Annotated in this window: 16 protein-coding genes; 7 read left to right on the forward strand and 9 right to left on the reverse strand. The window is 68.5% G+C overall.

The annotated features are described in order from the left end of the window. Nucleotides 1-46 precede the first annotated feature (46 nt). Together EV648_RS19435 and EV648_RS19440 are read left to right on the forward strand one after the other, a co-directional pair. Nucleotides 47-1906: a type IV secretory system conjugative DNA transfer family protein gene (locus tag EV648_RS19435; RefSeq protein ID WP_132293381.1), complete on the forward strand. Its 1860-nt coding sequence runs from the start codon at nucleotides 47-49 to the stop codon at nucleotides 1904-1906. Continuing rightward, complete coding sequence (locus tag EV648_RS19440; RefSeq protein WP_132191759.1) at nucleotides 1896-2270, forward strand: DUF4913 domain-containing protein; 375 nt, start codon at nucleotides 1896-1898, stop codon at nucleotides 2268-2270. The genes EV648_RS19435 and EV648_RS19440 overlap by 11 nt, the downstream gene beginning before the upstream one ends. Before the next feature lie 64 nt (nucleotides 2271-2334). Here EV648_RS19440 and EV648_RS19445 read toward each other — a convergent pair whose 3' ends face one another. Further along, complete coding sequence (locus EV648_RS19445) at nucleotides 2335-3024, reverse strand: TetR/AcrR family transcriptional regulator (RefSeq protein WP_132293383.1); 690 nt, start codon at nucleotides 3022-3024, stop codon at nucleotides 2335-2337. Between the two features lie 128 nt (nucleotides 3025-3152). Here EV648_RS19445 and EV648_RS19450 point away from each other — a divergent pair, with 128 nt between their 5' ends. Next, the gene (locus tag EV648_RS19450) at nucleotides 3153-3542 is read left to right on the forward strand and encodes a YrdB family protein (protein ID WP_132293386.1); all 390 of its coding nucleotides are present in this window, start codon (nucleotides 3153-3155) and stop codon (nucleotides 3540-3542) included. Nucleotides 3543-3602: 60 nt separating this feature from the next. On the opposite strand, the gene EV648_RS19455 is transcribed toward EV648_RS19450, so the two are convergent. Together EV648_RS19455 and EV648_RS19460 are read right to left on the reverse strand one after the other, a co-directional pair. After that, nucleotides 3603-4328, reverse strand: coding sequence for a hypothetical protein (locus EV648_RS19455; RefSeq protein ID WP_132293389.1), 726 nt, complete (start codon nucleotides 4326-4328; stop codon nucleotides 3603-3605). 115 nt (nucleotides 4329-4443) lie between these two features. Then, nucleotides 4444-5811, reverse strand: a complete 1368-nt coding sequence (locus tag EV648_RS19460) for an MATE family efflux transporter (protein WP_370452730.1) — start codon at nucleotides 5809-5811, stop codon at nucleotides 4444-4446. Nucleotides 5812-6378: 567 nt separating this feature from the next. Between EV648_RS19460 and EV648_RS19465 the strand changes: the two genes are divergently transcribed. Beyond that, nucleotides 6379-10224, forward strand: a complete 3846-nt coding sequence (locus EV648_RS19465) for a replicative DNA helicase (protein WP_199234722.1) — start codon at nucleotides 6379-6381, stop codon at nucleotides 10222-10224. Between the two features lie 12 nt (nucleotides 10225-10236). Here EV648_RS19465 and EV648_RS19470 read toward each other — a convergent pair whose 3' ends face one another. Continuing rightward, the gene (locus tag EV648_RS19470; protein ID WP_132293395.1) at nucleotides 10237-10878 is read right to left on the reverse strand and encodes a MerR family transcriptional regulator; all 642 of its coding nucleotides are present in this window, start codon (nucleotides 10876-10878) and stop codon (nucleotides 10237-10239) included. 85 nt (nucleotides 10879-10963) lie between these two features. Here EV648_RS19470 and EV648_RS19475 point away from each other — a divergent pair, with 85 nt between their 5' ends. Both EV648_RS19475 and EV648_RS19480 read left to right on the forward strand, forming a co-directional pair. Beyond that, the gene (locus EV648_RS19475) at nucleotides 10964-11500 is read left to right on the forward strand and encodes a hypothetical protein (protein ID WP_132293398.1); all 537 of its coding nucleotides are present in this window, start codon (nucleotides 10964-10966) and stop codon (nucleotides 11498-11500) included. Between the two features lie 48 nt (nucleotides 11501-11548). Continuing rightward, nucleotides 11549-11956 carry a hypothetical protein gene (locus EV648_RS19480; RefSeq protein ID WP_132293401.1) on the forward strand — a complete coding sequence of 136 codons (408 nt, stop codon included), beginning with the start codon at nucleotides 11549-11551 and terminating at the stop codon, nucleotides 11954-11956. 30 nt (nucleotides 11957-11986) lie between these two features. On the opposite strand, the gene EV648_RS19485 is transcribed toward EV648_RS19480, so the two are convergent. Genes EV648_RS19485 through EV648_RS19495 form a run of 3 tightly spaced genes read right to left on the reverse strand, consistent with a single transcriptional unit; the run spans nucleotide 11987 to nucleotide 14635 of the window. Continuing rightward, a complete protein-coding gene (locus tag EV648_RS19485; protein WP_132293404.1) occupies nucleotides 11987-12706 on the reverse strand; it encodes a hypothetical protein in 720 nt (239 codons plus the stop codon). A gap of 49 nt (nucleotides 12707-12755) precedes the next feature. Continuing rightward, entirely contained in the window at nucleotides 12756-13595 is an 840-nt protein-coding gene (locus tag EV648_RS19490) for an NAD(P)-dependent oxidoreductase (protein WP_158294026.1), read from the reverse strand. Between the two features lie 44 nt (nucleotides 13596-13639). Next, complete coding sequence (locus EV648_RS19495; RefSeq protein ID WP_199234701.1) at nucleotides 13640-14635, reverse strand: YafY family protein; 996 nt, start codon at nucleotides 14633-14635, stop codon at nucleotides 13640-13642. A gap of 63 nt (nucleotides 14636-14698) precedes the next feature. Between EV648_RS19495 and EV648_RS19500 the strand changes: the two genes are divergently transcribed. Continuing rightward, nucleotides 14699-16027 carry an FAD-binding oxidoreductase gene (locus EV648_RS19500; protein ID WP_132293410.1) on the forward strand — a complete coding sequence of 443 codons (1329 nt, stop codon included), beginning with the start codon at nucleotides 14699-14701 and terminating at the stop codon, nucleotides 16025-16027. On the opposite strand, the gene EV648_RS19505 is transcribed toward EV648_RS19500, so the two are convergent. Both EV648_RS19505 and EV648_RS19510 read right to left on the reverse strand, forming a co-directional pair. Next, a complete protein-coding gene (locus tag EV648_RS19505) occupies nucleotides 16011-16424 on the reverse strand; it encodes a RidA family protein (RefSeq protein WP_241995376.1) in 414 nt (137 codons plus the stop codon). The two genes, EV648_RS19500 and EV648_RS19505, sit on opposite strands and share 17 nt — an antisense overlap. A 47-nt stretch (nucleotides 16425-16471) precedes the next feature. Next, nucleotides 16472-17401: an alpha/beta hydrolase gene (locus tag EV648_RS19510; protein WP_132293416.1), complete on the reverse strand. Its 930-nt coding sequence runs from the start codon at nucleotides 17399-17401 to the stop codon at nucleotides 16472-16474. Nucleotides 17402-17488 lie beyond the last annotated feature (87 nt).

Here is a 17488-nt window from a genome sequence, read left to right on the forward strand (position 1 = left end):
ACCTGACCACCGGAGCCAGCGCACGGACTCCGAACGGAGGACACTAATGGCACAGGGCAGGCGAAGTACCGGACCCGGCGGGCTGTCTGTCGAGTCGGTGCTGGTGTTCATCGGCATCGGGCTGTTCGTCCTGGTGCTCGGCGGTATCTGGTCGTCGCTGAAGGTCGCCGCGGCGATCAACGACAGCCGCGCGATCTCCAACAACCCGGTGAACGCCCTGCTCGACCTGATCGACGGCACGGCGCGCTGGTCGGGAGCCGCCACCGGCATGCTCCTGCTCGAACTGGCGGTGATCGCGGGTCTGGTGGTGCTCGGGTTCTTCCTGGTCCGCCGGATGCAGGGCGCCGGCTCGCGGGTGGACAAGTCTGCCCAGCTGATGTCGAAGCGCAAGGAGATCTACAAGCTCACTCGCGAGGGCGCGCAGCAGATCGCGAACCGCCTTGGCGCCGGGCACGCCGGCCCCGGCGTACTGATCGGCCGGACCGTCCGGGACAACCTCGAAGTCTTCGGTTCCTGGGAAGACATGCACGTCGACGTCTGGGGTCCCCGGACCGGTAAGACCACCTCCCGCGCAGTACCGGCGATCCTCGACGCGCCGGGCGCGGTGATCGCGACCTCCAACAAGCGCGACATCGTCGACGCCACCCGCGACCCGCGCTCGCAGCACGGGCCGGTCTGGGTGTTCGACCCGCAGGAGGTCTGCGCCGAGGAGCCCAACTGGTGGTGGAACCCGCTGAGCTACGTCACCGACGAGGTGAAGGCCCGCCAGTTGGCAGACCACTTCGTCGCGTCGCAGCGCTCCGAGAACGCCCGCACGGACGCCTTCTTCGATGCCGCCGGCACCGATCTGCTGGCCGGCCTGCTGCTCGCCGCCGCGGTGGCGAAGCGCCCGATCACGCAGGTCTACACGTGGCTCGCGGACCAGCGCAACGACGAGCCGGAGCGGATCCTGCGGTCCACGCCCGGCCTGCAACTGTCAGCGGACGCGCTGTCCGGCGTCATCAACGCGCCCGACAAGCAGCGCGCCGGCGTCTACGGAACCGCCCAGCAGAGCGCCCAGTTCCTGGTGAACCGCAAGGTCACCCGGTGGGTCATCCCAACCGGCCCGAACGACAACCGGCCGCAGTTCAACCCGCACCAGTTCGTCCGCGAGGGCGGCACGCTGTACAGCCTGTCCAAGGAAGGCGCCGGTACTGCGGGCCCGCTGGTCACCGCGCTGACGGTGGCCGTGGTCGAGGCCGCCGAGGACTACGCCAAGACCTGTCCGGGTGGCCGGATGCCGAGCCCGCTGGTCGGTGTCCTGGACGAGGCGGCGAACGTCTGCCGCTGGAAGGACCTGCCGGACCTCTACAGCCACTTCGGCTCCCGCGGCATCGTGCTGATGACGATCCTGCAGTCCTGGGCCCAGGGCGTGGAGTGCTGGGGCGAGCGCGGCATGGAGAAGCTCTGGTCCGCCGCGAACATCCGGGTGTACGGCGGCGGTGTGTCCGACGCGAACTTCCTCGAGCGGCTGAGCAAGCTGATCGGCGACTACGACATCACCTCGAACTCGGTCTCGTACAACAAGGGCGAGCGCGGCACCAGCAAGCAGACCCAGCGGCACCACATCATGGAGGTCTCGGACCTCGCCTCGATGCCGCCCGGCCGGGCCGTGGTGTTCCCGTCCGGCATCCCGGCCACGATGATCAAGACCGTGCCGTGGATGGTCCGCCCGGACGCCGGTGCGGTGAAGGCGTCCTTCGCCCGCCACGACCCCGGCGCCTCCGCGCAGGCGATCGCCCCGCACGGCGCGAACGCCTGGATCGCGGCCGGTTCGCCGCAGGCTGCCCCGCCGGCTCCGGCCGCGCCGTCCGGCCCGCCGACGCCGGTCTGGGAGCAGAACGAGGAGCAGCGTCGTGGATGGTGAGCAGGAACTCTTCTACCCGCACGTCGCGGCCTTCGTCGAGGACCGGCTCGTCTACCTGTACTGTCGTCGCCTCGGCCAGCAGTTCGTCTGGTGCCCCGAGTGGTACCGGCACGCCGAGGCGCTGAGCCGGCTCGACTCGATCTGGCGCGCCTGGGAGCACCTGCGGCTCGACCCGGCGACCGGAATGTCGGTCTGGTGGCGCGACCACGCGGACCCGCACATGATGGCGCTGCTGGACCCGGACGGCCCGTTCGCCGCCTGCCGTGGTCAGCACAGCGACTACCCGATCCCGCCACTGCCGGTCAACGAGCCACCCGCCGGGCTCTTCTTCGACCAGCGCCAGCCGAACCTCCGCGGCATCTGACCCCCTGTACTCCGGTGCGCCGTACAGGGGGCTCGGCGGACTCGGGTCATGCGGCCCGTGTGGGTCAGGTGGGCTCGGGGATGCCGAGGGTGGCGCCCAGGCGGGTTAGCTGGTGGTCGAGGTGCGCGGGGAACTGGGTGACGGTGTTGGTGAACTGGCCGAAGAGTTCGAGGCTCACCAGTCCGCAGAGCGACGAGAACGCCAGCAGCCCGCGAGCCAGCACCTCCGGCTTGAGGTCGCCCGGCAGACCAGGACGGAGCTTGTCCAGTTCGCGGTGAAGCGCAGCCGTCATGGGCGGGTCGTCCGACGCGGGCTGCAGGTCGGCATCGGCCAGCAGTTGGAGCACGAGGAACGGCACCCGGCTCCCGGCGGCCGTGGTCCGCTCAGGAGGCGCGTGGTACCCAGGGACCGGGCTGCCGTAGAGCAGCGCCCACTCGGCCGGGTTCGCGACCGCCCAGCGGCGTACGGCTCGGCCTACCGTGAGCCAGCGGCGACCCAGGTCTTCACGGCGACAGCGGGCTTCCGCAGCCTCGACGGCATCGCCGAACGCGGTGTAGGACTCCTCGATCAACAGCGTGAGCAACTCGTCCCGGCTCGGCACGTAGCGGTAGATCGCCGACGACACGAGCCCCAGTTCGCGAGCGATCGCGCGCAGCGACAGACCCGCGCTGCCCTCGGTGACGAGTTGCCCGTGCGCGATCCGGAGGATGTCCGCCATCGTCTGGCGGTGCTGGCGCTGCCGCGGGGTCTCCATCCGGGCATCATCCCGGCTGTCCGGAGCAGCGGCAACTTCAGAGAGCAGTGCTCTTGCTTTTGGTCGATCGATCACGCACACTGGCAATAAGAGAGAGCGGTGCTCTCGATAATCGGAGGAGTGGCGACATGCACGAGATCTGGCGCTGGAGCGACCTGGGACTGGCCTTCGCGGTGGAGTTGGCCGGGCTCGGCATCTTCGCCTGGTGGGGTTGGCAGGCCGGCAACACCACAGTCGTGCGGCTGCTCCTGGCGATCGGCCTGCCGGTGGTCGCGGCCGTCCTCTGGGGCCTGTTCGCCGCCCCGACCGCGAACCACGGCGGCCCGCTGATCACCGCGATCATGAAGATCGCCTTCTTCGGACTGGCCGGACTGGCCCTTTGGAGCCTGGACCACCGAATCCTCGGCATCGTCTTCGTCGTGGTCGTCGCCGCGAACCTGCTGATCATCCGCACCGGCAACCTGAGCCCCGACAGCCCTGTTGCCAAAGCCGCTACCACCACCACGATCAGTCGCTGAGAACTGGCCGGCGCTGCTTGAGGATGTACCGCGCCCGGCGCCGACGGTGCCGGGCGCGGGTCAGTCGCCGAGGCCGAAGTCGCGGAGTTCCTTGGTCTTGCGGCGGCGTTGCTGCTTGAGGTTCTTGCGGGCTCGCGGCGCCGCCTGCGGGGGATTGCGGACGGCCTCGGCCGCCGGTGGTTGCTCGGGGCGGCGCACCTCGGCCGCCTCGTTCCGCCGGTCGCGGGCCTCGGCGCCGTACGAGCTCGCCACGGCGTCGTCGTAGTTCGCGAGCCTGTCCTGGCGGTACGACGACGCCTGGAAACGGTCGGCCTCGGCGCGATCCGCGTCGGCCTGCGGGTCGTCCCGGCCAGCGGCTCCGGCTCGTAGGTGGGCGGAGTGGGCCGCGTCGTTGCGCGCAAGTCGCCGCTCACCGGCCGCCTCGGCCCGGTAGTCGTTGCGGTTGCCCTCGGCAATGTGGGCGAGCCGCATCGCCTCTGCGATCTCGGCGTCTGCCCGGTTCACGTCCTGCCGGTATCGCGCGTCTTGGAGCTCGCGTCCCTCGCGGGTGTCCTGCTCGATCTCCTCGTGGACGCGTTGCTGCTCGGCCTCATGGTCCTCGGCCGCCTCCTCGTCGGCCGACGTACCGGCTGCCAGGGCGGGGCCGGCCAGGTCGCCGCCGGCCTCCCACTCCTTGGCGCGGCGGTCCTCGCCGGCTGCCTCGGCGCCCGGCGCGAGCTCGTCCTCCCGCTTTCCGCGGTGGTCAGGCCCGAGCTCGACGGTCTGCTCGTCGTCCGTGTCAGCCATGCGGCTCCTTCCGTTCCCGCCCCCACGATGCCGCAAAACCAGGTCAGCCGCCCAGCCCTCCGCGGCGAGTCCAGCTGTCGACTATCCGGCTCTCGGCTTGCCAGTCCGGAGGGAGTCAGCGGGTGGCGCCGGTGACCAGCCAGCCGTCACCGCGTTCGCGGATCATCAGCGTGAGCAGCCGCAGCAGCATGTATCCGCCGAAGGCCCACCAGAGGGCGACCACGCCGCCGTCGAACCACAGCACGCTCAGCGCCATCGGCACGAACAGCACGAGCGCGATCACGCCGGCCACCGCCAGATACCGCCCGTCGCCCGCGCCGATCAGTACTCCGTCCAGCACGAAGACGACGCCGTTGACCGGCTGCCAGATCGCGGCGACCAGCAGGATCGCGGCCAGCGTGTGCCGGACCTCCTGATCGGAGGTGAACCACCGCACGTAGACATCCCTTAGACCCCAGAGCGCCAGCCCGCCGACGAACCCCGAGACCAGGCCCCACCACATCATCCGCCGGGTGATCGCCCGGGTGCCGGCGACGTGCCCGGCGCCAAGTGCGCGGCCGGTCAACGCCTGCGCGGCGATGGCGATCGCGTCCAGCGCCAGGGCGAGGAACGACCAGAGCGTGAAGGCGACCTGGTGCGCCGCGACGGACGTAGTACCGAGGGAGGTCGCGACGTACGTGGTGAGCACGATCGCCACCCGCAAGGTCAGCGTGCGGATGACCAGGGGGATGCCGGCGTGGGCCGAGCTGAGGATGCCGGGCCGGTCCGGGCGGAGCTTGGCGCCGTCCCTGCGGGCTCCACGAACCACCACCCAGACCAGGGCCACACCTGCCGCCGTCTGGGCCAGCGCAGTACCGAGGGCGGAGCCGGCGATGTCCAGGTCGAGCCCGTAGACCAGAACCAGGTTGAGCGCGATGTTCGCCAGGTTGGCGGAGATCGCGACCACCATGGGCGTCTTGGTGTCCTGCAGCCCACGCAGTACTCCGGTCGCCGCCAGCAGGAGCAACATCGACGGGATGCCGAAACAGGAGATCCGCAGGTAGGTAACGGCGTGGTTCGCCACGTCCGGCGACGGGTCGAACGCCCCGACGGCCGCCGGTGCGAGCAGGAGCCCGGCCACAGCCAGTACTGCGCCCAGCAGCAGGGCGAGCCAGAGTCCGTCGATGCCCTGCGAGAGTGCTCCGCGGTGATCACCCGCGCCGATCCGCCGGGCCACTGCGGAGGTGGTGCCGTATGCCAGGAACACGCAGACCCCGACGAGCGTCTGCAGGATCGTCCCGGCGACCCCGAGCGCGGCGAGTTGCGGCGTACCGAGATGTCCGACGATTGCCGAGTCGGCCAGCAGCATGAGTGGCTCGGACACGAGGGCGAAGAACGCCGGCACGGCCAGGCGGAGGATCTCGCGGTCCTGCGCGCGGCCGGTGGGAAGGTCGGTCGGGCGCGCGGCAGAAGGCTCGACGGGCTCCGGGTGCTGGTCGCTCACGTGGGAGGTGTCCCCAGGGCGGGCCACGGCCTGTCGGCGGGGCGCCCGGACGACCTGGTGGTAATGGGCATGGGCCTCATTGTGCCTGGCCACGCCTGTGCACAGACAACCGGACCTGTGGGTATCGAATCTTTTTCTTCTCCACAGTTGTGCGCAGACAAAACCGCAGGTCAGAGCAGGCTTGTGGAAGTCTACGAGCAGATATCCACAGGGATATACCCAACCTGTGCACACCCGTTCCCGGGGTTTCCCACAGCTCTTCCACAGGGGGTGTGGACGACCGGCTACCGGGGTTCGGGACAAGGGGCGTACGGTCGCGTGACTGACACCGTCCGCCCGCAGTCTCGGGGCGAGTCCGCCTGCGGATGCTGCCAGCGAAAGTGTCGGCGGAATTGGCTAAGGTTCGAGCAGGTGTTCGAGTCGGGCCGGTTTGGGTCGGGGCCGGCTCGAGTTGGCTGGTGCGGTGCAGGTGCGGTTCGGGTGTGCGGGGACGAGGAGGTCGGACGAGTGAGCGTTGCGGAGTTCCGCGGGGGTCAGGGCGGCGGGAACGAGGAACGCAACCCGGAGATGGGCTTCGACCGCACCCCACCGCAGGATCTGGCGGCCGAGCAGTGCGTGCTCGGCGCGATGATGCTCAGCAAGGACGCGATCGCCGACGTCATCGAGACGTTGCGCGGCACCGACTTCTACCGCCCGGCGCACGAGATCGTCTTCGACGCGGTCACCGACCTCTACGCCCGCGGGGAGCCGGCCGACGCGATCACCGTCGCGGCCGAGCTGACCAAGCGCGGCGAGATGGCCCGGATCGGCGGCGCGCCGTACGTGCACACCCTGGTCGCGTCCGTGCCACTGGCGGCCAACGCCGGGTACTACGCGCACATCGTCCGGGAGAAGGCGATCCTGCGCCGCCTGGTCGAGGCCGGCACCAAGATCGTCCAGATCGGCTACGCAGGTGAGGGCGAGGTCGACGACGTCGTCGACCAGGCCCAGGCGGAGATCTACTCGGTCACCGAGAAGCGCACCACCGAGGACTACGCGCCGCTGAAGGACATCATGGAGGGCGCCCTCGACGAGATCGAGGCGATCGACTCCCGCGGCGACGCCATGGTCGGCGTACCAACCGGCTTCACCGACCTCGACGAACTCACCAACGGCCTCCACCCCGGCCAGATGATCATCATCGCGGCCCGCCCCGCGATGGGGAAAGCACTGGCGCTCGACACCCCGCTGGCGACGCCGACCGGTTGGACGACCATGGGTGACGTCGCCGTGGGCGACGACCTGATCGGCGCAGACGGCCGACCGACGAAGGTCGTCGCCGCGACCGAGGCGATGCACGACCGCCCCTGCTACGAACTCACCTTCTCCGACGGCAGCACCCTCGTCGCGGACGCCGAGCACCAGTGGCGGACCGAGACCCGCGCGTCCCGCAAGGCCCGGTGGTCCGCCGAGAAGAACTACAACCGGTACCGGAACCAGGCGCAGTTCGCCGAGATCAGGACCACCGCCGAGATCGCCGACACTCTTCACTGCCCCGGAAACGAGAAGCGGGTCAATCACTCGATCGACAACGCGACCGCACTCGCCTTGCCGGAGATTGAGCTCCCGCTGCCGCCGTATGCCTTGGGGGTCTGGCTCGGGGACGGGCACTCCGCCAGTGCGCGCTTCACCTCTGCCGACCCCGAGGTCGCGATGTTCGTCGAGGCGACCGGCCTGGTTGTCCGCTACCAGAGTTCCCTGAACTACTCGATGCAGTTCCCGAGGGAGGAGCGAGTACGGCGTACGTGCGTGGTCTGTGGCGAGACCTTCCTGCCGCGCACGAAGGAGGTTCGCACGTGCGGCCAGAGCTGTGGAGGCAAGGCGCGCTTCGTCTCGGCGCCCGTGGCGGCTCCCACCTGCCCGGACTGTGGGAACTCGTACGCAGGCGGGGTCCGGTGCCAGTCGTGCCACGCTGACCATGGCACGGTGCAGGCAGTACTGCGGAAGATCGGTGTGCTCGGGAACAAGCACATTCCTGGTGAGTATCTGCGGGCATCGGAATCCCAGCGCCGGGAGCTGCTCGCGGGCCTCCTCGACACGGACGGCACCGTCAACCCGACCGGCAGCTGCCAGATCACGCTGACCAACGAGCGGCTGGCGCTCGATGTCTATGAGCTGATCGTCAGCCTCGGCTACAAGTGCGGTCATCGGACCCGCGTGGTGGCCGGCAGGTCCCCCGAGTCGTCGATCGGCTATGTCCTCACCTTCAGCACGGTGGACGACGTCTTCAAGCTGTCGCGCAAGATGATCACCCACAAGGAGCGGCGTCCCGCGTCGACCGTCAGGATCGGCAATCGGCTGGTCAAGCAGGTCAAGCGGATCGACACCGTGCCGGTGCGGTGTGTCGAGGTGGCCAACGACGACCACCTGTATCTGGCCGGCAAGTCGATGATTCCGACCCACAACTCCACGCTGGGGCTGGACTTCGCCCGGTCGGCTTCGATCAGGCATGGGTTGACGTCGTGCATCTTCTCGCTGGAGATGAGCCGCAACGAGATCACCATGCGACTGCTCTCGGCTGAGGCGAAGGTGCCGCTGCACCACATGCGCAACGGCAAGATGACGGATGAGGACTGGGCCCGGCTCGCGCGCAAGATGGGCGAGGTGTCCGAGGCGCCGCTGTTCATCGACGACTCGCCGAACCTGACCATGATGGAGATCCGCGCCAAGGCCCGGCGGCTCAAGCAGCGCCACGACCTGAAGATGATCGTGATCGACTACCTGCAGCTGATGACCTCGGGCAAGAAGGTCGAGTCTCGCCAGTTGGAGGTCTCCGAGTTCTCCCGCTCGATCAAACTGCTGGCCAAGGAGCTCGAGATCCCGGTGATCGCGATCTGCCAGCTGAACCGAGGCTCAGAACAACGCTCCGACAAACGCCCCATGGCCTCCGACCTCCGCGAATCCGGCTGCCTGACCGCGGACACCCGGTTGATGAGGGCCGACACCGGCGCGGAGATCTCGCTCGGTGATCTGCTGGCGGCGGACGCCCGGGATGTCCCGGTCTGGTCGCTCGATGACAGGCTGAAGCTGGTGCCGCGCACGATGACGCACGTCTTCCCCAGTGGCGTGAAGGAGGTCTTCCGCCTGAAGCTCGCCTCCGGACGAGAGATCAAGGCAACGGCGAATCATCCCTTCCTCACGTACGACGGATGGAAGCCGCTGAGTGAGCTGGTGCCGGGTGCCCGACTGGGCTCGCTCCGTCACGTGCCGCCGCCCTTGAACGTCAAGCCGTGGGACGACGATGAGGTCACGCTGCTCGCGCACCTGCTCGGCGACGGTTCCTTCGTGAAGCGCCAGCCGATCCGCTACGCGAGCATCGACGAGGAGAACTTGTCGGCGGTCGCCTCTGCCGCGCAGCGCCGGTTCGGCATCACCCCGATCCGCGATGAGTACGCGGCCGCCCGCGTGACCACCCTGCGGCTGCCCGCGCCGTACCGTCTGGCCCGGGGCAAGCGAAACCCGATCGCGGCCTGGCTCGACACGCTGGGGTTGTTCGGTCTCCGCAGCCACGAGAAGTTCGTTCCCGAAGGTGTGTTCGGACTTCCCAAGGAACAGGTCGGCGCCTTCATCCGGCACCTCTGGGCGACGGACGGCTCGGTCCGCTGGGACGACAAGGGAGGCCAGGGACGGATCTACTACGCCTCCACCAGCCGCCGGTTGGTCGATGATCTCGCCCGACTCCTGCTCCGCTACAACATCTTCAGCCGGATCAAGGTGGCGAAGAAGGACGGCTACCGCGACTCGTACCACCTTCACATCTATGGCGCGGAGAACCAGCTGCGCTTCTGTGACGAGATCGGTGTCCATGGCCTTCGCGGGTTGAAGGCTGTGGAGGTGGCGACGGCACTTCGCGCGGTGCGTGCCAACACCAACCTCGACACGATTCCGAAGGAAGTCTGGTCGCAGGTGCGCGCGGTGCTGAGCGAACGCAAGGTGACGCATCGGGACTTTGCTGCCGCTATGGGCACCCAATTCTCCGGGTCCACGCTGTGGAAGCACGCGCCCAGCCGTCAGCGCCTTGCCAAGGTTGCCGGCGTGCTCGACGACGCGGACCTCGAGGTGCTAGCCACCAATGACATCTTCTGGGACACCATCACCTCGATCGAGAGTCTCGGTGAGCAGGAGGTCTACGACGCGACCGTGATGGGCACCCACAACTTCGTCGCTGAAGGTATCGCGACGCACAACTCGCTCGAGCAGGACGCGGACGTCGTCATCCTGCTGCACCGCGAGGATGCGTACGAACGCGAGTCGACCCGCCCGGGCGAAGCCGACTTCATTGTTGCCAAGCACCGGAATGGGCCCACTGCCGACGTGGTCGTGGCCTTCCAGGGGCACTACTCCCGCTTCGTGGATATGGCCCACGACGCCTGACCCGCTCGCTAGTCAGGGGGCCTTCCAGCGCTTGGCTGAGATTGATTCTTGGGCTAGGAGGCGGAGGGTGGAGATTAGGGTTTCGCCGAGGATGGTGCCTATGACTACGGACTCCGCGATCTGGTCGGGGGTGGTTCGGTCGGCGCGGGAGGTGACGGCGGCTACCTCTAGTTCGGTGAACTTCTCGACGGCATCGGCGTAGGAGTCGAGGAAGCCGGCCAGCTGGTCCTGGTCGAGGGTGCGGAAGGCCGCGACCGTTTCGATCAGGGTGGTGAGGGCGGGGGCGTCGGGGTCGACCGTCCAGCCGCGGGACCTGATCAGTTCGTCGACCTGGGCTGCTGCCTCGGCGCGGGCTTCGGTGCTCGCGGTGAGTTGCGGTTGCGGGGTGATCGCCCGGTGGGCGCGGCCGATCTGGTCGTGCAGGGACAGGGAGTCGGAGTCGAGGGCCTCGATGATCCGCTTCACCCCGGCGACAGGCACCTGGCCTAGATCGACCAGCGCCCGGATCAGCCGGAGCCGGTGTAGGTGCTGGTCGCCGTAGTCCGCCTGGTTCGGGCTGGTCAGCTCGCCGGCGGGGAGCAGGCCCTCGCGCAGGTAGTACTTGATCGTCGGCACCGGTACCCCGGACACCCGGCTCAACTCAGCGATCCGCATATCTCCCTTGCCTTTCCTCGACTCCTGATGGATAGTAGCAGTATCCATTACAGATAGTGCGACTATCCATGACAGGAGGAAGCTGATGATCGTCGATGTCGTACTGGTGCTGGCGACGCTGGTGTTCCGGGCGCTGGGCGCGCTCGGGGTCCGGAGGTTCGCCAGTTGGCCGGTGAGTGCCGCACACGGAATGGCGGTGATGCTGCTGCTCACCGCGAGCGCGCACTTTGTTCCCGCCTCGGTCACGGTGATGCCGAACCACGCGGACATGGTCCGGATCGTGCCGCCGTTCCTGCCGTTCCCGGACGCGCTGGTCTACCTGACCGGAGTACTGGAACTGCTCGGGGCGATCGGGCTGGTGCTGACGGCAACAAGGTGGGCGGCCGGCCTTGGGCTGGCGGCGCTGTTCGTTACGTTGCTCCCGGCAAACATCTATGAGGCTGTCGCGGACATCTCGTTCGCCAACGGCGAGACGGCGACCCCGCTGCGGCAGCGGATCCCCGAGCAACTGCTCTACCTCGCGGTGGTGCTGTGGGCGGCCCGTTCAGCCGACAGTACGCCGACCCGCCGGCTGCTCGGCGCGGTCCGCCAGAAGCCGCAGCCCGAACTTGTCAACCACTGAAACACCACCAACCAGAACCCCCGCAACCGCAGTGAAGGAGCAACAACCATGGAGCTGAGCGAGGCCTCCCGGACCATCGCCGGAGCGATCCTGCTCACCATCGTCACGATCCAGTTCGGCGGCTGGTTCATGACGAAGATCGTCCGCGGTGACGTGCCGATGACCGACTTCCAGAAGTCGTTCGCGCGGGCTGGTCACGGGCACGCCGGCGTACTGGTCATCCTCAGCCTGGTCGGTCTGCTCTACGTGGACTCGACCAGCCTGGACGGATTCTGGCTGTGGGTGGGTCGGCTGGGCATCCCGGTCGCGGCGATCGTGATGTCCGCCGGGTTCTTTGCCTCGTCCGCCGGCAAGGACCGCACCAAGCCGAACCAGTTCATCTGGGTCCTGTACCTCGGCGCGCTCTCCCTGGCCGCGGGCGTCCTGACCCTGGGCATCGGCCTCATCACCGCATGACCAGACCCGGTCGATCACGGCTGCGGCGACTCAGGAAAGAGCTCTGTCAACCCACGCCTGAAGGGCTCCGGGCTCCTTGGTGATGCCCCACCAGAGCAGGAAGCCGTCGTGCTGCAACTGGAAGCGACCGGTCTCGTCGACCCCCACATTGACCTGGTGGAAGTCGACGAACGGCAGCAGCAGTGCCGCCGCGATCGCGACAGCGGGCCCGGCTTCTCCGTCGGCCGGGTTGGCGCTGACCAGGTCGAGCGCCAGGCGCCCCGCCGCCGCGGCCGCCAGTACCGGGGCGGCTCCGCTCGGCACCTGCAACTGGGTCACCCGTAGCCGCCCGACGAGGTCCGAGTCGACCACCTGGGTCAGGTGGTCCGCCGAGCCGAGGCCGATCCACCGCTTCGGTCGCTCGGTCGCTGTCACCAGGTCGACGATCGCCTCGGGATCAGCGGACACCGACACTTCGGGGCGCCCTGCCTCATCCAGTACGTCGCGCACCGCGTCCGGCTCGTCCGTGAGCACCAGTGCCAGGTCCCGCGCAGCTCGCGCAGCCACGGTGAGCGCAGTACCGGGGCCGTCGACAGCGAGGATGATCGGCGTGTCCTGGAGGTCCTCGGGCCAGCCGCTGCCCGGCCGGAGCTGCTCAGCGCTGTAGCCGAGCGCAGTACCGGTGAAGAGGTCGCCCACGCTGCGCAGCGCCTCCCAGTCCTCCTGCAACTGCTCGGCCAGGCGCTTGCGGTCCGGCTGCTCCGAGTTCATCTGCTGTCCTCGCCGTCTGTTGCCGCCTCGCCGAATTCTGTCCCACCACTCAAGCAGGAGTCGTACTGCGTACGTCGACCCGCGGGTATCCCGTCGCCCGGACCACCTCCGCCGTGTCGTAGAACGAAGTCGGTCCGCTCTCCTCGTACCCCGAAAGATCCAGGTCATTGCCCCGGGCTCCCAGTGTCGCGGCGAGCGCGTCCCGCACCGACAGGGGAGTCGGCAGCCACGGAGCGACGGCGTTGAACCGGTGGAACCCGGGCTCGAACTCGAGCGCCCGCGCGATGATCGCGACCACGTCCTGCACCGCGACAGTGGCGAGACTCGTGAACGGCAGGTCGATCCCGCCGAGCGACTCGGGGGCCACCGGCGCAGTGCTCTCCGGTACGACGACGCCGAGCCGGAGGACTGTCATGGCGAGCTCGGGATCGAGGCGCTGGAAGTACGCGCAGACCTCCTCCATCAGCGCCTTCGACAGCCCGTACGCATCGCGCGCGTCGCACGGGTGATCGGCGGGGATCGGGAGCCGCCGCGGCAGGAACTCGGGCGACAGGCAACCAGTCGCCGCGATCGAACTCGCGACCACGAACCGCCGTACCCCTCGATCCGCGAGATACCGCAGCAGCCGCCGGGTGCCGAGGACGTTCACCGCGAGCCCGGCCTCCTCGGTCGTCCCGCCGGTCTCCGCGGCGAGGTGAACCACCGCGTCGAGCTGATACGCATCCAGCTGGGCGAGGTCGGCCTCGGACCCGAAGTCCCCTTGGACAGCAGTCCATGGGCCGGTCGATCGGCCGCGGGACAGCGTGATCACCTTGTGAGTGGTGGACAGGTGACGGGCCAGGCGGGAGCCGACGAAGCCGGTCGCTCCGGTGATCAGGACGTGGTTCACAGTTGCCGTTTCGTGGTCGGGGACAGGTGGTCGGGAACAGATGGCTACTCTGCGTCGGACGCAGCCCGGGCAAGGTTGAGGCCGACCCCGCGAATCAGGCCGGCTGCTTCCGGCGACGCCTCCAGTGTGTACTCCGCGCCGAGCGCGGCGATCCCCGCGACGTACTGGATCAACAGCGCCGGCGCCTCCGTACTCAACCGCACCACGCACGCCACCTCCCCGCCAGAACCGGTAGCGGGTTCGATCGTGCCCGGGATCGTTCCGAAGAAGCTGTCGCGCACAACCTCGGCCGGCAACTGCACCCGCAGTACCGCCGTGTGCCGGTAGGACGCCGCCGCGAACGACTCCAGCAAGTACGACGCCGCGTCCGCCGCGGGGAACTCCCGGGCTGAGAAGTGATGCCGCGTCGGCGCGATCCGCGAGATCCGGTCCACCCGGAAGGTCCGCCAGTCTGCCCGGTCCGGGTCGTACGCGAGCAGGTACCACTGCCCGTGGATCGTCACCAGCCGGTGCGGCTCCACCCGCCGGTCACTGCTCGCCCCACCACGCCCCGAGTAGCTGAAGGCAACGATCTCCCGATCCCGGCAACAGGCGGCCAGTACGGCGAGTCCCGCGGCATCCACCTCAGGAATCCCATACCGGGTGACCACCTCGGCCGCACCGACGGCAGCAACCGACGGCCGCAGCCGGGCAGGGAGCACCTGCTCCAACTTGGCCAGCGCACTCATCGAGCTGTCCTGCAGCCCGGACACCCCACTGTTCGCGGCCCCGGCCAGCCCAACGGCCACGGCGACCGCCTCGTCATCGTCGAGCAACAGCGGCGGCACGTTCTTCCCCGCGGCCAGCCGATACCCGCCGGCCAACCCCGTCGTACCGGTCACCGGGTAGTCGAGGGACCGCAGTCGCTCGACGTCCCGGCGTACGGTGCGGTCGGTGACGCCGAGCCGCTCGGCCAGCTCGCGGCCGGACCACTCACGGCGACTCTGCAACAGCGACAGCAGTCGCAGCAGTCGTCCGGGCAGATCCTTGCGGGCACTCACGAGATCCAGATTCGCATACCTTCCGGACAAGATGTGTCCGCAAGAGCTCCTAACGTCGGAGCCATGACTACGGAAATCAAAGGACCGGTGTGGACGAAGGAGACCGACGGCTATACCGACGGCTATCAGGAGGAGCGACTCGGCTTCCAGCGACTCACACCGCACCAGCCGGAGCGCATCATCGGCGCCACGACTCCGCAGGACGTTCAATCGGCAGTCCGCTATGCCCTGAAGCACGGGCTCAAGGTGGCAGTCCGAGCCAGCGGCCACGGTCACACCAGACCACTCGACGGCGGACTACTGATCACCACCGGCCGCTTGGAATCAGTGACCGTCGATCCGGAGAACCACACGGCCTGGATCCAGGCAGGCGCGACCTGGAAGCATGTGATCGAGGCGACTGCCCCGCACGGCCTCGCCCCGTTGTCCGGCAGCTTCCCGGGCGTCGGCGCGATCCCCTACACGCTGGGCGGCGGCCTCGGCCTGATGGCCAGGCGCTTCGGCTTCGCCGCTGACCATGTACGCCGCATCGAGGTCGTCACGCCCGACGGCGAACTCCGCAACGCAGAGGACGACCCCGACCTGTTCTGGGCACTCCGCGGCGGCGGTGGCAACTTCGGCATCGTCACCCGCCTGGAGATCGACTTGTTCCCCGTCACCACCCTCTACGGCGGCAGCCTGTACTACGACCTGGACCAGACGCCCGGCGTGCTCGACACCTGGCGCGAGTGGACCCGGACGGTTCCGGACGAGGTGACCTCGGCCGTGGCCGTTCTGGTGTTCCCCGACATCCCGCCGGTCCCCGAACCCCTCCGCGGCAAGCACGTCGCGCAACTCCAACTCTGCGTGCTCGGAGCAGGCCAGGAACTCGTCCAGCCGTTGAGGGGGATCGGCCAGCCGCTTCTCGACACCGTCGGCGAAATGCCCTACACCGAGTCGGGCAGGATCTTCGCCGAGCCGGAACGCCCGGACGCCTACCGCTCCCACAACGTCCTGCTGAACACCTTGGACCCCGAAGCGCTCGCCACGATCCCCGAGTTGGCCGGCCCTTCCGCGAAAGCGATGTGCGTGATCGGGATCCGCCATCTCGGTGGCGCACTCGCTCAGCCGCCCGCCGTCCCGAATGCCGTCAGTCACCGGGACGCGGCGTACTCGCTGACCGTCCTGTCACCAGGCAAGCGCGACGTGACCGCTCTGCACCGACGGATCCTCGAGCCCTGGACCGACCACGTGATCGGCCGGTTCCTCAACTTCAGCTTCGCCCCGCTCGACCAGGAGGAGACCCGAGCCGCCTTCGACACGCCCACCTACGAACGACTCACCAAACTGAGGACCCACTTCGACCCTCACCAGCTACTCCAGCCGAACCACCCGGTCACAGGGCAGCGGTGACGTCGACCTCGACGAGTTGGCCGGGGAAGCCGAGTTGGGCTACGCCGAGCAAGGTGCTGGCCGAGGTGAAGGCGGGAGCGAGAGGGGAGGCGTTCAGCTGGGTCCAGACCGCGCTGAGCTGCTCGCGGACTGGGCTGGCGACGTAGATGACGGTCCGTACTACGTCATCCGGCCCGGCGCCTGCCGACTCGAGGGCGGCCAGGATGTTCTGGATCACTTGCTCCGTCTGGCCTTCGAGTCCACCGTCGGCCAGGTCACCCGACTCCTTCAGCGGGCACTGGCCGGCCAGGAAGATCAGCTGGTCGGCGGTCACCTTGGTCACGTGGTGATAGCCGGGTGTCGTGTGCAGGGCCGGGGGATTGGTGCGCTCGATCGTCACGTCCCGAGCAAACGTCACCCGCCGACCACCGTCAACGGCATTTCATCCACATAAGTGATCAAGACCTAGGAAGACAGCTCTTGGCCAACTGCCGGCAGGGGCTTGTCCTCCAAAAGGTGGTGGCGAAGGAAGGCGAGTTCGGCTTCGACGGCTTCCTGATGGGCGGTGAGGAAAGGTTCGTAGTGACCACCGGGCAGGCGGACCAGCTCTCCTCGGGGAGCGCGCTCCGCGGCGACCGCGGCGGGCTCGGCGAGGGCTGACTTGTCCTGGTCGCAGACGAGCACCATCAACGGCACCTGCACCCGAGATGCGAAGCGGCCGGGCCGATACAGCGTGACGCGGAGCGCCGAGCGGGCGGCGACCGCCTGCTGCCAGTCCGGGTACTTGTTGTCCGGGTTGAGCGCCAGATCGCCGCCACTGATGGCGTCCGGTGTCGTGAGGAGCGCAACGTTGCCTGGCTGACCGACCAACGGCACGAGCAGCGGGCGGCGGCCAACCAGACTGCCGAGCGCGTCGAGGATCCCTCGGCCGGTGAAGCGGAGCATGGCCAATGGCTTCTGGTACCGGATCGCGTTCCGCGAAGCCGCCGGGCCGTCCGCGTTCGGCGTCTGCGCGATCGCCGCCGCGAGGTGCGGATTCCGCGCCGCGACCTGGAAGATGTAACCGCCGGACAGGGAGAACGCCCAGATGGCGATCTTCGCCGGGTCCACTTCGGGCAACGTCGCGGCGAAGGCGATGGCGGCCTGCCAGTCCGCGAGTTGCTCGCGCACCCGGGCGACCTGGCGCGGTTGACCGCCGCTCTCGCCGAGATGCCGGTAGTCGAAGGCCAGCACGGAGAACCCGGCCTGGTGGAACCGCTCCGCGAACTTGTCGGTGCCGGGCTCCTTCGTGACCGCGAACCCGCCGGCCATCACCACACAGCCACCGTTCGTCCCCGGGTAGTGCCAGGCGACGCACTCGACGTCCCCACTGACGAACTGAACCTTCTCGCGCATCCGCCCCACCGATCCTCTGTCCGGATTAGACCTCTGCTCAGAAGTGAACCACGCGGTTCGCAAACTGTCCATGCCCGTACGCCGAGC

Source organism: Kribbella sp. VKM Ac-2568, assembly GCF_004345365.1.
Lineage (GTDB): Bacteria > Actinomycetota > Actinomycetes > Propionibacteriales > Kribbellaceae > Kribbella > Kribbella orskensis.

What these genes read in the sequence shown, in the direction of transcription:
- EV648_RS19500 (WP_132293410.1), top strand. Translation starts at nt 14,699, where the DNA reads ATGACTACGGAAATCAAAGGACCGGTGTGGACGAAGGAGACCGACGGC.
- EV648_RS19485 (WP_132293404.1), bottom strand. Translation starts at nt 12,706, where the DNA reads ATGAACTCGGAGCAGCCGGACCGCAAGCGCCTGGCCGAGCAGTTGCAG.
- EV648_RS19450 (WP_132293386.1), top strand. Translation starts at nt 3,153, where the DNA reads ATGCACGAGATCTGGCGCTGGAGCGACCTGGGACTGGCCTTCGCGGTG.
- EV648_RS19435 (WP_132293381.1), top strand. Translation starts at nt 47, where the DNA reads ATGGCACAGGGCAGGCGAAGTACCGGACCCGGCGGGCTGTCTGTCGAG.
- EV648_RS19480 (WP_132293401.1), top strand. Translation starts at nt 11,549, where the DNA reads ATGGAGCTGAGCGAGGCCTCCCGGACCATCGCCGGAGCGATCCTGCTC.
- EV648_RS19475 (WP_132293398.1), top strand. Translation starts at nt 10,964, where the DNA reads ATGATCGTCGATGTCGTACTGGTGCTGGCGACGCTGGTGTTCCGGGCG.
- EV648_RS19510 (WP_132293416.1), bottom strand. Translation starts at nt 17,401, where the DNA reads ATGCGCGAGAAGGTTCAGTTCGTCAGTGGGGACGTCGAGTGCGTCGCC.
- EV648_RS19445 (WP_132293383.1), bottom strand. Translation starts at nt 3,024, where the DNA reads ATGGAGACCCCGCGGCAGCGCCAGCACCGCCAGACGATGGCGGACATC.
- EV648_RS19455 (WP_132293389.1), bottom strand. Translation starts at nt 4,328, where the DNA reads ATGGCTGACACGGACGACGAGCAGACCGTCGAGCTCGGGCCTGACCAC.
- EV648_RS19470 (WP_132293395.1), bottom strand. Translation starts at nt 10,878, where the DNA reads ATGCGGATCGCTGAGTTGAGCCGGGTGTCCGGGGTACCGGTGCCGACG.
- EV648_RS19465 (WP_199234722.1), top strand. Translation starts at nt 6,379, where the DNA reads ATGGGCTTCGACCGCACCCCACCGCAGGATCTGGCGGCCGAGCAGTGC.